General features: G+C 67.6%; 13 protein-coding genes and 1 pseudogene. 7 read left to right on the forward strand and 7 right to left on the reverse strand.

Features of this window, described 5'->3' with window-relative positions; all coding sequences use genetic code 11:
• Positions 1-50: 50 nt before the first annotated feature.
• The 7 genes and pseudogenes from ACZ5C2_RS00410 (at position 51) to ACZ5C2_RS00440 (ending at position 7,281) form a co-directional block, all read left to right on the forward strand.
• The gene (locus ACZ5C2_RS00410; RefSeq protein ID WP_468784948.1) at positions 51-209 is read left to right on the forward strand and encodes a hypothetical protein; all 159 of its coding nucleotides are present in this window, start codon (positions 51-53) and stop codon (positions 207-209) included.
• A 282-nt stretch (positions 210-491) separates the two neighbouring features.
• The gene (locus tag ACZ5C2_RS00415; protein ID WP_468784950.1) at positions 492-1,256 is read left to right on the forward strand and encodes a TnsA-like heteromeric transposase endonuclease subunit; all 765 of its coding nucleotides are present in this window, start codon (positions 492-494) and stop codon (positions 1,254-1,256) included.
• Complete coding sequence (locus ACZ5C2_RS00420; protein WP_468784952.1) at positions 1,253-3,553, forward strand: transposase; 2,301 nt, start codon at positions 1,253-1,255, stop codon at positions 3,551-3,553. Before ACZ5C2_RS00415 ends, ACZ5C2_RS00420 begins: the two co-directional genes overlap by 4 nt.
• Position 3,554: 1 nt before the next feature.
• Positions 3,555-4,856 carry a TniB family NTP-binding protein gene (locus ACZ5C2_RS00425; RefSeq protein WP_468784954.1) on the forward strand — a complete coding sequence of 434 codons (1,302 nt, stop codon included), beginning with the start codon at positions 3,555-3,557 and terminating at the stop codon, positions 4,854-4,856.
• Positions 4,853-5,275, forward strand: a pseudogene (locus tag ACZ5C2_RS00430) (TniQ family protein); the annotation flags it as partial. The gene ACZ5C2_RS00425 and the pseudogene ACZ5C2_RS00430, both read left to right, overlap by 4 nt.
• 264 nt (positions 5,276-5,539) lie before the next feature.
• Entirely contained in the window at positions 5,540-6,076 is a 537-nt protein-coding gene (locus ACZ5C2_RS00435; RefSeq protein WP_468785794.1) for a hypothetical protein, read from the forward strand.
• Positions 6,077-6,078: 2 nt separating this feature from the next.
• A complete protein-coding gene (locus ACZ5C2_RS00440; protein WP_468784956.1) occupies positions 6,079-7,281 on the forward strand; it encodes a TniQ family protein in 1,203 nt (400 codons plus the stop codon).
• Positions 7,282-7,283: 2 nt separating this feature from the next.
• Here the strand turns inward: ACZ5C2_RS00440 and ACZ5C2_RS00445 are convergent, their stop codons facing one another.
• The 7 genes from ACZ5C2_RS00445 to ACZ5C2_RS00475 form a co-directional block, all read right to left on the reverse strand.
• Positions 7,284-7,817: a GNAT family N-acetyltransferase gene (locus tag ACZ5C2_RS00445; protein ID WP_468784958.1), complete on the reverse strand. Its 534-nt coding sequence runs from the start codon at positions 7,815-7,817 to the stop codon at positions 7,284-7,286.
• Between the two features lie 67 nt (positions 7,818-7,884).
• On the reverse strand, positions 7,885-9,258 hold the full coding sequence (locus ACZ5C2_RS00450) for a hypothetical protein (RefSeq protein WP_468784960.1): 1,374 nt from the start codon (positions 9,256-9,258) through the stop codon (positions 7,885-7,887).
• On the reverse strand, positions 9,221-10,027 hold the full coding sequence (locus ACZ5C2_RS00455; RefSeq protein WP_468784962.1) for an ABC transporter permease: 807 nt from the start codon (positions 10,025-10,027) through the stop codon (positions 9,221-9,223). The genes ACZ5C2_RS00450 and ACZ5C2_RS00455 overlap by 38 nt, the downstream gene beginning before the upstream one ends.
• Positions 10,021-10,809 carry an ABC transporter permease gene (locus ACZ5C2_RS00460; RefSeq protein ID WP_468784964.1) on the reverse strand — a complete coding sequence of 263 codons (789 nt, stop codon included), beginning with the start codon at positions 10,807-10,809 and terminating at the stop codon, positions 10,021-10,023. The genes ACZ5C2_RS00455 and ACZ5C2_RS00460 overlap by 7 nt, the downstream gene beginning before the upstream one ends.
• On the reverse strand, positions 10,806-11,810 hold the full coding sequence (locus ACZ5C2_RS00465) for an ABC transporter ATP-binding protein (protein WP_468784966.1): 1,005 nt from the start codon (positions 11,808-11,810) through the stop codon (positions 10,806-10,808). The genes ACZ5C2_RS00460 and ACZ5C2_RS00465 overlap by 4 nt, the downstream gene beginning before the upstream one ends.
• A gap of 63 nt (positions 11,811-11,873) precedes the next feature.
• On the reverse strand, positions 11,874-12,749 hold the full coding sequence (locus ACZ5C2_RS00470; RefSeq protein WP_468784968.1) for a hypothetical protein: 876 nt from the start codon (positions 12,747-12,749) through the stop codon (positions 11,874-11,876).
• 110 nt (positions 12,750-12,859) lie between these two features.
• A complete protein-coding gene (locus ACZ5C2_RS00475) occupies positions 12,860-13,855 on the reverse strand; it encodes a nitroreductase family protein (RefSeq protein ID WP_468784970.1) in 996 nt (331 codons plus the stop codon).
• Positions 13,856-13,857: the final 2 nt, after the last annotated feature.

Raw genomic sequence — 13,857 nt, forward strand, 5'->3', positions numbered from 1 at the left:
ACGCGGCTCGTCTCCGACGGGCGAGGAAGCGAGGTACCGAGACTCTCGCCTTGCCGTCCACCGTCGACATCCTCACCCGGCTCGAAGCCGCTCAGGTCAGGATCGGCTGCATCTTCTCACCGGACCGGACGTGGGCCTTCATGCTCTTCCTCGCCGACGACGCCAGCGCAGTCCTCGCCTGCACGGGAGTCCGCCAGGCCGAGCGGTGACAGTTGTCCTGCTCAGTGACAACCATCGTGCTCAGGCACAACCGTGAGCCCGAGCACGATAGTTGTCGTAAACCTCCCACCCCGACCTGGCCTTTCTTGAAGCACTGAGCACGATATCTGTCGCCGAATTCGCATCGTTGTTGACGTGTTCCGTGCTTTTTGCAGGCAAGTTGTCGCCAACTTCGAAGATCGCTCCTCCGACGGGATGCGTGCGGCTTACCTGGGACTATGAGCGATACCCGGGGCTCCTTGTGGTCCCACAGCTGTACGTGGACGGATCTGTTGGTCCCTGTCTCGCTGGACGCGGGGCGGGGCGACCTGGACCTGTCCGATGGCTGGCCGGACCGGTGGACGGCAACGTGGAAGTACGCCGGGGACGAGATTGCGGGGCCGGTCCGGCACCTGGGGCAGGTGCCGGTGGCGGGCCGTGGGCCGATGCGGGGGTTCACCTGGCGGCGGGAGCAGCGGCACAGACCCGGTCTGGAGTCGCTGGTGTCGACGGGGCGCCTGCATGGGTTCGAGAGCCTCGAAGAGGATCAACTGCTGGTAGCTCTGGACTTTGCCGGCGATCTGGTGGAAGTGCTGTCGCAGCCGTTGCGTATCCGGTTCCGTGCGGTGGAGAAGTGGCGTAACCACACCCCAGACTTCTTCGCAGTCACGCGGGTGGGGACCTGGCTGATCGACGTACGGCCCCGAGACCTGATCGAGCCCGAGGACCTGGAGTCGTTCGCGGCCGCAGAGGAAGTGGCGTTGGTCTGCGGGTGGCACTACGTGGTCGCGGCCGAGTGGCGTCCGCATGTGCGGTCCACGCTCGGCGCGTTGTACGGGAAGCGCCGTCCGACACACGACGTGCTCGGCATTCAGGCGGATCTGCTTGCTCATGCCGAAGAGGGCGTCACATTCGGAGAGTTGGCGGCCGCGCAGACGTACTGGCCGGTGGCACGGGCCCAGTTGCTGCACCTGTTGTGGCATCGCAGGCTCGGGATCGACCTTGCTCAGCCGTTGACGGACAGTTCGCGGGTGGTGCTGGCGGGAGGTGTCTCATGATGGGGGCGGCGGCACTAGATCTGTCGCCCGGCGCGGGCGTGGTGCTCGACGAGGTGGAGTGGCTGGTCGAACGGCAGGAGCCGCATCTGGGGCGGGTCCACCTGGTGCGTGCGGATGGCGAGCGCCAGCGGGCGAGCTTCCGCTTCCTGGTCAACCACCCGCGTTGTCGGCCGTCGTCGCGTACAGCGGCGGAGGGCGCCAACCGTGGGCGGCAGCCGGCTTCGTGGAGTGATGTGAAGCCGGAGAAGCGGCCCTTGATGGAACAGCGCTTCGCGCATCTGATGGAGGTCAACTGCGGTTTCCGCAGTGGTGATCCGTTCCGTCCCGAGCCGGGGGAGCCGCATCCTGAGTACGACCCGGACCGTACGACGCTGACTGAGCGGCGGGCGGCGAAGGCCGCTGAGTTGTCGGCGCTGAGGCCCGAAGAGGCCAAGCTGCTTCTGGGCGTCGCGCACGTCGGGGTACGCACGCTGGAGCGCTGGGAGCGCAGGCGCAGGAAGTACGGGATCGTGGGCTGCGCCGATCACCGGTGGCTGCGGGCGAGCGGGGGACACCCGAGCGTCAGCGAGGAGGTTCGCGAGGCGATCTTCGCGGTCAGGGCGGAGACGCAGCACTACCGGTCCCGGGTGAGCGCACGCACCCGCGAGATCATGATCCGTCGCTATGTGCGGGAGACCTTCGAGAACGAAGACGAGGACGGGGACGAGAGCCAGAAGATCGAGGTCCCCAGCTACCACACGCTGCTGCGGGTGTGGAAGGAGTGGTTCGGGCCGGGCGGCGCCCGACAGAAGTACGAGCGCTCGGCCGAACTGCCCACCAAGAACGGGCATGTGCTCGTGACCCGCCCCGGCCAGGTCGTCGCGCTGGACACGACGATCCTGCCGGTGATGGTCCGCGAGAACGTTTTCGGTGACCCGGTCACCGTCCACCTCACTTTGGCGCTGGACGTCTACACCCACTCCATCTGCGCGTTCCGGCTCACGCTGGTGTCGGACTCCTCGGTGGACGTCGCGATGGTGCTGCGCGACGTCATGCTGCCGCTGCCCATGCGGGAGGAGTGGGGCGAGGACATGGAGTGGCCCTATCCGGGGCTGCCAGCCGCCATGGTCTCCGAGTTCGCCGGGTACGAGGTGGCCGGGCTGCCGTTCTTCACCCCCGAGACCGTCACCTCCGACCACGGTTCCGTCTACCGCAATCACCATCTGGTGGATGTCCAAGAGGCGATGGGCTGCCGGATTCTTCCGGCGCGCGTGCTGCGCCCGCAGGACAAGAGCGCGGTGGAGCGCGTCTTCGGCAGTATCCGCTCGCTGGTGTTCGAGAAGCTGGCCGGTTACACGGGGGTTGACGTCTCCGATCGCGGCGCGGACCCGGAGGGCGACGCGGTGCTGACCCTGGCCGAGATGGAACACTTCATCGCGACCTGGGTCGTGAAGGTCTGGCAGAACCGCAGGCTCGGCGAGTTCGCGCCCAGCTGGGATCCCGGCGGTGACCACAGCCCCAACACCCTGTTCGCCGCCTCCTTCGCCCAGGAGGGCTTCGACCTGGACATTCCCTCCCCGGAGACGTACTACCGCTTCCTGCCCGAGCACCACGTGAAGCTGATCCACCGGCGGGGCGTGAAGGTCAAGGGGCTCTGGTACGACGCCGCGTTACTGCACCAGCCCGACATGAACTCCGCGCGCGGGGGCCGCTACAAGCAGCACTGGGTCATCCATCGCGAACCCCGCGATCGGCGGGTGGTGTATTTCCAGGATCCCGACACCCATGAATGGCACGAACTGCGCTGGACGGGCCTGCCGCCGGAGGGCGAGATGCCGGCCTTCGGTGACGCCCGGGTCGAGGAACTCCTCACCCGCATACGGGAAGCAGGCCTCAAGCCGCGCTCTGACAGCGAGCTCGTCCCCAAACTCCTGGAGATGCTGGGGGCCGTCGATCCGGTCGCGAAGTGGCCGTCCCAGCTGACCAAATCCCAGCGGACGCAGCACGCGCGGGAGATCACCCAGGCCCAGGCGGCAGCCGCGGACCGACCGCAACAGCCGCCGAAGCCGAACAAGCCACCGCGCCTGGCTGCCGTCGGCGCACCGGATGCGGAGCCGCCGTGGCGGGAACGGGCTCGGGAGGCCACCGAGAGCCTGGACGCGCACCGGCGCCGACGGCGTGAGACGGCCAAGCCAGCGCAGCAGCCGTCGGCACCCGCCCCGCTGGGATCGAGCCGCCGCGGCCGCAACCTCTTCGTCATCGCCGACGACGATGACGGATCCGACGAACCGGACCCGCAGCCGAGGGAGGAGACGTGAGATGAGCAACCTGCCACCGGAGCCGCCGAACGCTCCCGTGCCGTTCCTGCGCTTCGGCCCGAGGCCGGACCGGACCCGGCATGAGGGTTGGCAGGAGTTCCGCCGGACACGGGATCTGTTTGTGCCGGTGAGGAAGATCTCCTTGGCCGAGTACGGGCTGATGAGCCCGCGCAAGAAGTCCTTGTATGACCTGCACCGCGCGGCCACGCACGTCAACATGCAGATGCTGGACACCCCGATGAGCGAGATGGTCACCACGCTGATGCGTTCGCGGATCCAGAACAACGCGATGCGTATCGGCCCGAGCACCCTGGACGGGCTGATGATCAACGGCGGTGGGTACCAGGGCAAGACGGAGACCGCCTGCCGGACCGCCGCCGAGTTCGAGGACACCTGGCGTGACCTGTTCGAGCAGTACCCCGAGTGCTACTTCGATCCAATGCCCGGCACCCGGGACCTGATCGCGCCGGTCGCCTACTGCCAGACCCCGGTGAAGGCCACCCCGATCGGCCTGTGCGAGGCAATTCTTGACTACTACGGCGCCCCCTACGGCAAGAACCTGCGCGGCATGATCCGCAACGCCCGCGAATCGATCAAGGCGCACGCCACCACCGTCCTGATCATCGACGACATCACCCGCCTGAAGATGCACCGGGAGGACGACCAGGACACCCTCGACCTGATCCGCGGCCTGATGGACTTGGACGTCACGCTCGTCCTCATCGGCGTGAACATTCCCCGCTCCGGCCTGCTCAGGGAGGGCTGGCACGACCCCCGCACCAACCAGTGGGTCTACGCACCACGGAAGAAGGGCAAGAGCTACAACCCCGACGCCTCCACCCAGACCGAGCGCCGCTTCGACCTGGTCACACTCGACCCCTTCGACTACAGCAGCGACGCGGGTATCGCGGCTTTCATCGACCACCTCGTCGGCGTCGAGAACCAGATCCGGCTCTTCAACGCCGGCCCCGGCACGCTGTCCCAGGGGCTGATGCCCGAGTACCTCTACCGCCGGACCCACGGCATCGTCGGTCTCCTGCGGCGCCTCGTCGAGGACGGGCTGACCACGGCCATGGAGAGCGGTCTGGAGGACCTGACCATCGACCTCCTCGACGAGATCACCATCAACCTGGGCAACGTCCCGGGCAAGGACGGCGCACGGGACGCCGAAGCGGGTGAGATCCCCGACGTGGACACTGCCCCGCAGCCGAAGGCGAAACCAACCCGGAAGACCCCGAAGGCTCGGAAGGGTCGCAACACGGTTCTCGACGACCGCGGCACACCTCCGGCGGCCGAGGCATGACCCTGCGTCCCCTGCCTCGCAGCCTCGACCCACTCGAAGACGAAACCCTCGTCGGCTTCATTCTCCGCCTCGCCCGTCACAACGCCACGAGCCCGGCGCAAGTCGCCGCCCGTTTGGGGTTGATGGACGGACCGGGTGAGACCCCCGGCGTCGTCTCGCCCTGGCTGCTGGCGGACATGGACAAGCCACGCCTTGCCCGGGCGGCACGCGCGGCACATCTGACCGTGGCGGAGGCCGACAAACTGCTGCTCGCCCCCATGGGACATCGCTACGGTCTTGTGAGCAGGCGATACCGGCCGTGGACGAGTCCACGGCAGTTGGACCGTCCCAACCGCTGGATCTTCGTACGGACATCCCAGTACTGCCCGTCCTGCCTCGCGGGCGATGGAAGCCCGCAGGAAACCCTGAACGGGGGTGCCTGGAAACGGACGTGGCGGCTGCCGGTGGTCTTCGCCTGCGTCCGGCACGAGCAGCTCCTCCACCGGGTCTGCCCCACGTGTCGCACCCCCGGTCAGTTTGCTCGCGCAGGCCTGATCGCTCGCCCGGGAATGGAAGATCTGCATCCGGCCCAGTGCCGATCGTCATCCGCTCCCCGCTCGGGTGGGGGTCGGTCGGCCTGTGGGGCCGACCTCTCCCGCATCCGACCCGCTCGTGCTCCGGACGACGCTGACTCGCTCAAGGCGTTGCTGACGCTCCAAGAACGCCTCGACGCGCTGCTGTCGACCGACGGGCCGCAGAGAGTCATGAGTTGCGGCCAATTCGTACCGGTCGCCCAGTACTTCATCGACCTGAGAGTTGTGGCCACCTTGATCCTTGCTTCCTGGCCGGAGGCGGGCCCATTCGCCGCGACACCTGCCCTGGCACAGACGATCGAGCGAGAGGCCGAGCAGCGACTGCGCGACAGCCGACGCCGCACGCCGGGCGGATCAAAGAGGCCATACGGGATCAACTCGCTGCTCGCGCCTATGGAGTCCCCCTTGACCATGGGCGCGGTACTGGGCATCGCCGAATGCGTACTCGAAGCCCGCGACAAGCACTGGACCAAGAGGGTGCTGGGTCCGCTCTACGACGCCGCCCTCGTGCTGCACCGGGACACCTTCCGAGACCTCGCACGCCTTCCTGGTACGTCCCTTGCGCTGCAGTGGGTGCTCGGAGTCGTGAAGGAGGCGGCGGACAGTTCGAGCCCCGAGATCTACCTCCGCGGCCCACGAAACGGCTGACAATGCGCCCCCTGCCCCGCAGCCTCGACCCGCTGTCCGACGAGACCCTCACCGGATTCGTACTGCGTCTGGCCCATCGGCTGGGCACGACACCCGCAGACATCGCTCTCCGCACAGGCCTGGCACCTGGCGACCGCCCCGGCCTGCCCACCCGCCTGCCCCTGAGCTTCCAGCACCACCTGGACGACGCACACCTCACGGACTTCGCCAACGCCGCCCACCTGACGCCCGCCGAGGTCACCGACATGCTCCTAGCCCCGATCGGACAGCGGTACGGGCCGCTGAACCCCACCTTCACCCCACGCAACACCCCGGTCCGGATGATCTACGACAACCCGTGGGTCCTGACCCGCTCCACGCGCTACTGCCCGCTCTGCCTAGCCGGGAACGGCGCCGCCATCCAGAACCGCCACGGTGGCCCCTGGCAACGGCTCTGGCGCCTCCCCGTGATCTTCCTTTGCGTCCGGCACCGACGCCTTCTCTCCCACCGATGTCCCGACTGCGGAACGCCCGCGCAGTCCGCCCGTACAGCAAGCGCCATCGCGCGCCTGTCCGACGACACGCTGAACCCGTGGCAATGCCGTTTCACGGAGGCGCGTTTGGCACCGAACGAGCAGCCCACAGATGCCTGCGGAGCCGACCTGACCCGGCAGGACTCCCTGCCCGAGGAGCCTGATCCCGTCACCATGAACGTGCTCTTCCAAGTCCAGAGGCACCTTGCGGACTTACTCGACACAGGCGGTCCGGAGACCACAACGAGCGCGGGGGCGCCGGTCGCCGTAGCTCATTACTTCGCCGACCTACGAGCCGTGGTTGCCATGGTCTTCCGGACCTGGCCAGAGGCCCGCCCGTACGCCCGCACGCCCGTTCTGGCCGCCGCGCTCGACGCGGAGCACGCCTCCCGCGCCGCGCAGGCCCAGCCCATGCTCAACACCGCTGGCAAGAAGAAGACCTCCAAGCCCTACACCGCGCCGCCCGCAGAGCCCCTTGCCGTCGGCGCTGTACTCGACATCGCGGCGAACTTGCTCGACACACATGATCCGGAAGATGCTCGGCGCCGGTTGGCCCCTCTCGTGCAACGGCTGAGAGAAGCTGATCGCGCACTGAGCACCTGGCTTCGCCGCCCGTCTTGGATCTCGGTCCCGCTCAGGCAAGCGGTCATGGATCTTCCGGCGGGCAGAAGAGCTGAAGCGAAGCCCTGCTGAGTTCACCCACGTAGGTTCGGCGGTGCGAGATCCTTGCAGTAGCGGACTTCGGGTACCGCGGTGCCGTTGACCGACCAGTCCGCCGAATGGCCGTCCAGTACGAAGCCGCCCCGCTCGTAGAAGCGGCGCGCCCTTGTGTTGGCGGCGATCACCCACAGCACGAGCCTGTGGAACGAGCGTTCCCGGGCAGCGACCAGAGTCTGCTGCATCAGCGCTTTCCCGACGCCGGTGCCGAGGCGGTCAGGGGCCGCGTAGAGGGCGAGCAGTTCACCGTCCTGGGGTCTCCGGTCCTCTTCCTTGGAGGGGCCGAGTGCCGCCCAGCCGACCGTGGCGCCGTCTTCCTCAGCGACGAGGTTCAGGACACTGCCCGTGCTGCGCGCGAACATGTCACGTCGCATGCGGGCGTCCTCGGCGACCGTGAGTGCGTCGAGGTAGTCCTGCGGCACCATGCCCGGGTAGGCGGCCTGCCAGCCTTTCACCCGCACCGTCGAAACGTCGCAGATGTCTTCTTCCTGCATAGGGCGTACCCATATCATGCGCCGAGTGTACCCGGGCATGAAAGATGCGCCATTAGCCTTTCCCTTTCCTGGGCGTCCGGTGTGTTCACAGCGAGCTGCGGATGATGATTTCCCACCAGGAGGCGAGGTCTGCCCCCAGGGAAAGGGCACGGATCTCGGGTGAATTGATGGTGCTTCGCCATGTGGTCATCGCCTGCACCGCGCATCCGGCGGTGATCGCCCCGCGTACCTCTCCGCCGGGCTCGGCCATGGGGAAGTTCTTCAACCAGGCCGACAGGTAGGGCTGTGCCAGGCGGGACTGTGAGAACGATGTGAACGACCCACCGCGTACGTGCAGCAGCGTGGCAAGGTTCATGAACGGGTGCCCCAGGTATCGGGGTTCCCATTCGGATATCTGCATCCCGTCTTTGCCGAGGTATGCTGTGTGGCAATTCAATGAGCCATTGATGATGCTGACGGGAAGCCGACTGCGGCCGAGTGCGTCAAAGGCGGTATTGACGCTCTGGGTCATCCAGTCGAAGGCCCGGTCCCCGAACCCCGGAATGTATTCCTGTACGGCCCGCCATTCCCGGAGGGTCAGGCGGAACTCCTCATGCAGCCGGTCGAGAAGGTCCTTCATGTGCTGATCGGGACCGAACCGGTCGGCACACGCCATCTGGCTCGTAGCCCAGTCCCGCACCGTCGCGTCCCATGCCGTCAGGCTTCCGTCGTCCGCCAGCCGCTGTCCCAGGGGAGCGCGTCCAAGTTTCGCGCCGAGGTGCGGCCAGTGGGCGAGCACCTCGGGGATGTGCGCGTTGAGCAGGGGGACGTCGTCCAGTTCGGCGAGCGACGGGCAGCGCCACACGGGCTGTTCGGTCCTGGGCCGGGCGTGGATCTCGTAGAACTCGTCCCTGCACGCGACGCGCAGGAGGTAGCGGTCATAGCGCAGTTTGAGCGGGCGGATTTCCACGTGCTCGCCGAAGTACGCGGTCACTTCGCGATGCAGCCGGTCGAACCAGCCGGTTGACGTCCATGGAGCGTAGGGGGTCCAGAAGGTGTCGTCGGCCAGCAAGGTGCCCGCATCGGGCGGTGCCGTGGTGCCGGCCGGTGGGGCGAAGAGTTCGGCGAGCTCCTCTAGCCGGTCGTGTGCGGGGAACCAGGTGAGGTGGCTGAGCCCCGGTGTGCGACGGTCGGCCACCTCGGCAACGAATATCCGGCCGGCCCGGCCGGTCCTGGGGGGCAGTTCCCTGCGCAGGAAGACGGGGCAGCCCAGTTGTTCCTCGAGGGCTCGGATGACCGTCGGTGCCTCGCGCCATTGTGCGGGCAGGTGCACCGGCAGCAGCGTTGGGGCGCCCGAGGCACCCGCGATCAGGTCGTTGCCCGCCTCGGGCGAGACCAGGAGTACCGCGCCCGGCGGTGTCCCCTCGTGCGGGGAGTCCGGGTCATGAATTGCCACGCCGCATCCGCCTTTCGAGAGCATGGAACGCCACGAGGACGACCAGGGCCCATCCCAGGGCCACCAGAAGCTCGCAGCCGGCAGCCGTCCAGATCGCCTTGTGGTCGCCGTGGTCGGAGTAGCCGCGAACGGCCGCAGACGCGTGGTGCACCGGCAGGACGGTGAACACCGCGTTCAGCCAGCCGGGCAGCACCGCGGTGGGCACCAGCAGTCCGGCTCCCAGCGACAGCCCCATGATGGCCATGTTCAGCAGCATGAAGACGTTCCGGATGACCAGTCCCAGAACGCCGAGTGCCATCCCGAAGAAGGCGGCCGAGAGGCATCCGCATGCCATGACCACGAGGAAGACGCCGATCTGGCGGGGCGGCAGCCACGTCCACAGCAGGCACATGCCGGCGAACAGGGTGAGTAGGGCGGCCGTGAGTCCGGCGAGGCTGTAGGGGAGCGCGCGTGCGAGTAGGAGGTAGGCGCGGGATCGGCGGCTCATCAGTAGGTGATCGAGAGTGCCGAAGTAGCGTTCACTGGTCAGCGCCATGACGCCGCCGGCGATGGAGGGCAGGCACGCCGCGAGCATGGAGCCCCCGAGAACGAAGAACTTGCTGTCCTCGATGCCCAGATGGTCACCGAGGTAGGTGTAGAAGACCAACTCCATGATCGGTGTGGCCACCATGGCAAGAAGGAATTGGCTGGGCTGGAGCCAGTTGAACAGGGCCCGGAAGGACAGCACTGCCGTGCGGCGGCAGGTGGTGAACGGTCCCACTAGCGGCGTCCGGTCGATGGATGCAGTCACCACAGGTTCGCCTCTCCCTTGACTCGCGAGGACCGTGCGACACGGTTCACTGTCCATGTGCCGAGAAGTGCGTACCCAATGCCTGTCGCCAGGCATCCGAGAAGCGAGGTGAGGTAGGGGTCCCCGGCCGCGGCGGCGCGCAGCGCGTCGGCTCCCCAGGCGATGGGCAGCAGGTAGGCCACAGGCTCCAGGACGTGAGGGAGCGCGGTTACCGGAACCAGTACGCCGGAGATCATCCACAGGGGTGCGAGCAGGGGCGACGCGAGGCTCTCCGCGCGCCGCACGTGGACGAAGAGCGCCGCCACGACGAGACCGAACGCTCCCATGGACACGGCGACCACGGCTGCGCCCAGCAGAAGGTCCGGGATGGTGTGCGCGGCGAGCGGGACGTCGAAGACGAGCACCCCCCAGGCGCAGGTGCACACGATGGCGGAGGCTCCGAAGCACGAAACCGCAGTGGTGAGCGGGGCGATGGCCGAGGAGAACCGCTTGGGGGCACCGAGCAGCACTTCCAGAGTGCCCAGCATCCGCTGGTTCTTGATCGCGGTGCCGGCGCCGAAGAGAATCACGCTCCACATCCCCATCAGCCCTGCCCCGAGCATCAGGTTCGCCGCATTCTCCTTGCGCCCCCCGGCAACGAAGATGAAGTAGGCGATGCTTGCGTAGAACAGTGGAGTGGCGATGTTAAGGACGAGTTCCGCGCGTTCCCTGGTCAGATCTTTGAGATGGAACAACGTGGCGAACCCGTAAGCGCGCAGAGCGTCTGAAGCGAGCGGCCCGGTCATGAACGTCCTCCACCGTCTCCCCGGCTAACCAGGGCGATGTAGCTGTCCTCCAGCGTCGGCTCCCGCAGCGACAGGTGGAGCACCCGCACATCCGTGATCTCGTCCAGTGCCTGCTTGACGAGCTGTTCTGCCTTTGCCGTCGAGCTCACCGACAGACGTACGGTGACAAGCTCACGGTCGTCCAGACTCTCCAGGGAAGCGCTGATCACCCCTGCGGTGGACTGCAGGTGCTCGCACACCGCCTCGGTGGCGCCACGGCACTCGGCTCGTGCGACAAGACCCGTCTGCGTCGCATCGGCCAGGTCGCGTGAGGTGCCCTCGATGATGATCTTGCCGTGGTTGATGACGGCGAGCCGGTCGCAGAGTTCCTCGGCCTCGAACATGTAGTGCGTGGTCAGTAGAATGGTCTTGCCAGCGGTGCGCAATTGCTTGACAGCCTGGCGGATGTCGCGTGCCGCCAGCGGGTCAAGGCCGTTGGTGGGTTCGTCGAGGAAGATGATGTCCGGGTCGTTCAACAGGCTCCGCGCAATGTGGAGCCGCTGCTTCATGCCCCGCGAATAACCTTCGACGCGGTCGTCCTGGCGGTCGCCGAGATCCACCAGTTCCAGTACCTGATCGACGCGCTTGTGCTGGTCACGTGCGGCGACCCGGTAGAGGTCGGCGAAGAAACGCAGATTGTCCCGTGCGCTCAGCCGTTCGTAGAAGCCCTTGTCGCCGCCGAGGGCGTAGCCGATCCTCTCCCTGACACGGTGCGGTTCGGCAACGGCGTCGATTCCCTGAATGGTGACCGATCCGCCGGTGGGAACCAGGAGGGTGGTCAGGATCCGGACCGTGGTGGTCTTGCCGGCCCCGTTGGGGCCCAGCAGCCCGAAGAGGCTGCCCTGTGGGATCTCCAGGTCGATACCGCGCAGTGCCTCGAATTCCTTGATCTTCTTGCGGAAGAATCCGCCGCTTGAACTTCGGTATATGCGGGAGAGGTTGTTAGCGACGACGGCTGGCACGGTGTTTCCTGTTCTCTGTTCGACGGGCGGGTCCGGTGGGAGGGCGGTGTGGTGTTGCCGGTGCTAAGGCGCAGGGGCGACGGAGAGGCGATCCTGGAACCAGTGGTCGAATGCGTGGAACCCGGCGGGGCTGGAGGACATGAGCAGGGGCAGTGCGCCGCCTAGGAGCCCCAGAACGGTGTCGACGGCGGTCGCGGTGGTCCGCGCCGAGTCGGCCCGCCGCCATAGGCGGAGCACGTCCTGCACCGCGCGTCGGTGGCTGTCCGGCTCGCCTTTCGGCAACGGTGGTTCGGGCAGTTCGTGGGGACCGATCCTGAAGGAGGGATCGCTCCGGTGCAGGAACAGCCAGCCGCCGCACAGGCCGATCAGGGCAGCGGCGCGTACCCGCGCACCGGGCGGCGCTTGGCGAACGGGGAGCCGCCTGGCGTGCAGGGGCCCTTCCATCGCGAGGACGGACGCGGCTGCCGCCCACTCGAGCAGTTGGTGACCTGCTACGTCCGACAGAGGGTCGGGCAGGACGTGGCCTTCCGCCGAGTTGAGCAGCGCCCAGGTGGGCCGGGTGAGCGCCAACGTGGGAGAGCACACCGGCAGTCGGCCCAGGCCGTCGGCCGCGGCGAGGACGCCGGGGCCGTGGTGCACGGTGCGGGCCCTCATCAGCGGCGGAGCGGCGGGGGTTCGGTAACCGAACAGCGACCACGTCATGGCGGTGCGCCGTTGGCGCGCGTCGTGCAGCGCCTGCTCGCCCGTGTGCCAGGGGGAGGTCCACAGCACGTGCGGCAGGTGATCGACGGGGCCGGGGAGAGGGAGGATCACGATCCATGGGCCGGATGCGCTGCGCAGGGTGCGCCATGCGTCGTCGGCACACGGCAGCCAGTCGCCCGTCGCGATGCCGTGCCGCGCCGTGCGCAGAGTGCAGTCGCCCATCCAAGGGCCGGCCATTCTCGCCACAGTGTCCAGCGCTGCCCGGCGGCAGGGGCCGCCGCTGCTCAGCTCTTCGTCCAACGAACGGCAGGCGGACCGAAGTTCTCGCTTTGCTTGGACGTCCAGGTTCACTGGTTCCCTCCCTCGGCGCACGGGTAAAGCGCGAAGCGCGCGAACAGGGGGCCCAGCCCGGGTAGCCGCGAGTCGAGTACCGGTTCGTCGTCGTGGGGTATCTCCAGCACATCCAACTTCAGCGTTTCGGCGACCTGGAACAGCGTCTCGACGAGGTGGCCGAGGTCGAGGAAGAGGGTGGGGTAGGCGGTGCTCGTCCGATAGCGCCACTGCACGCGTTCGAGCGCCGCGTGCACGGACAGGACATCGGTTCGCGGCGCCACAGGCGTGGGCGCCGCCGTCTCGGCTTTCAGACGGACGAGGGCGTGAGCTGCCGCGTCGTAGCCGTAGTGGGCGGTCGTCCCGTCTGCGGATGGCCGGGCTGTAAGGAGCGTCAGGTCGAACGGGTGCGAGGCGCCGTGCGAAGGGGGCACGCGGCGCGAGCGAGGCAGGGGGCCGATACTGGTGTCGTTCAGGATCGCGTTGGTGAAGAACAACAAGCGGCCGAGGTCTGCCAGTGGGCGGTCGCCGTGGTCGAGCATGGGGTGCGGGAGCGTGATGCCGCCACTGCCGACCTCCGGCTCCCAGCAGGGCGCCGGAGGCGGAGAGCTTTCCGCGTAGCGGTACATCAGCGCGATGTCATCGGCGATGGCGCTCTCGTCGGTGTAGTCCATCCGCTCGGAGGCCAGGGCCCACTGGTGATCGCGCAGAGCCGACGCGTCCCGGCTGGGCGCGTGCGAGTCGGCCGGCACGATGAGGCGGGCCTTCGCCAGTGAACGGATGCAGGCGTCAGCACGGTCGTGGGGCACTCCCTGGCCGACGGCTGAGGCGGTCAGCTCCGACCACGAGGCATCGCCCCGCTGGGCAAGCGCGGCGAGCAGCGACAGGAGCCACGACGGGAGGGTGTTCAGGAGGCGATGGCTGCCGCGGCGGGGATCCTCGATGATCCACTGTCCCTGGACCGTTATCAGGGACAGGGTCGGGGACAGCTTCCAGGCTGCGTCCGGGCTCATGT

It is taken from the genome of Streptomyces sp. NPDC031365, assembly GCF_055569765.1.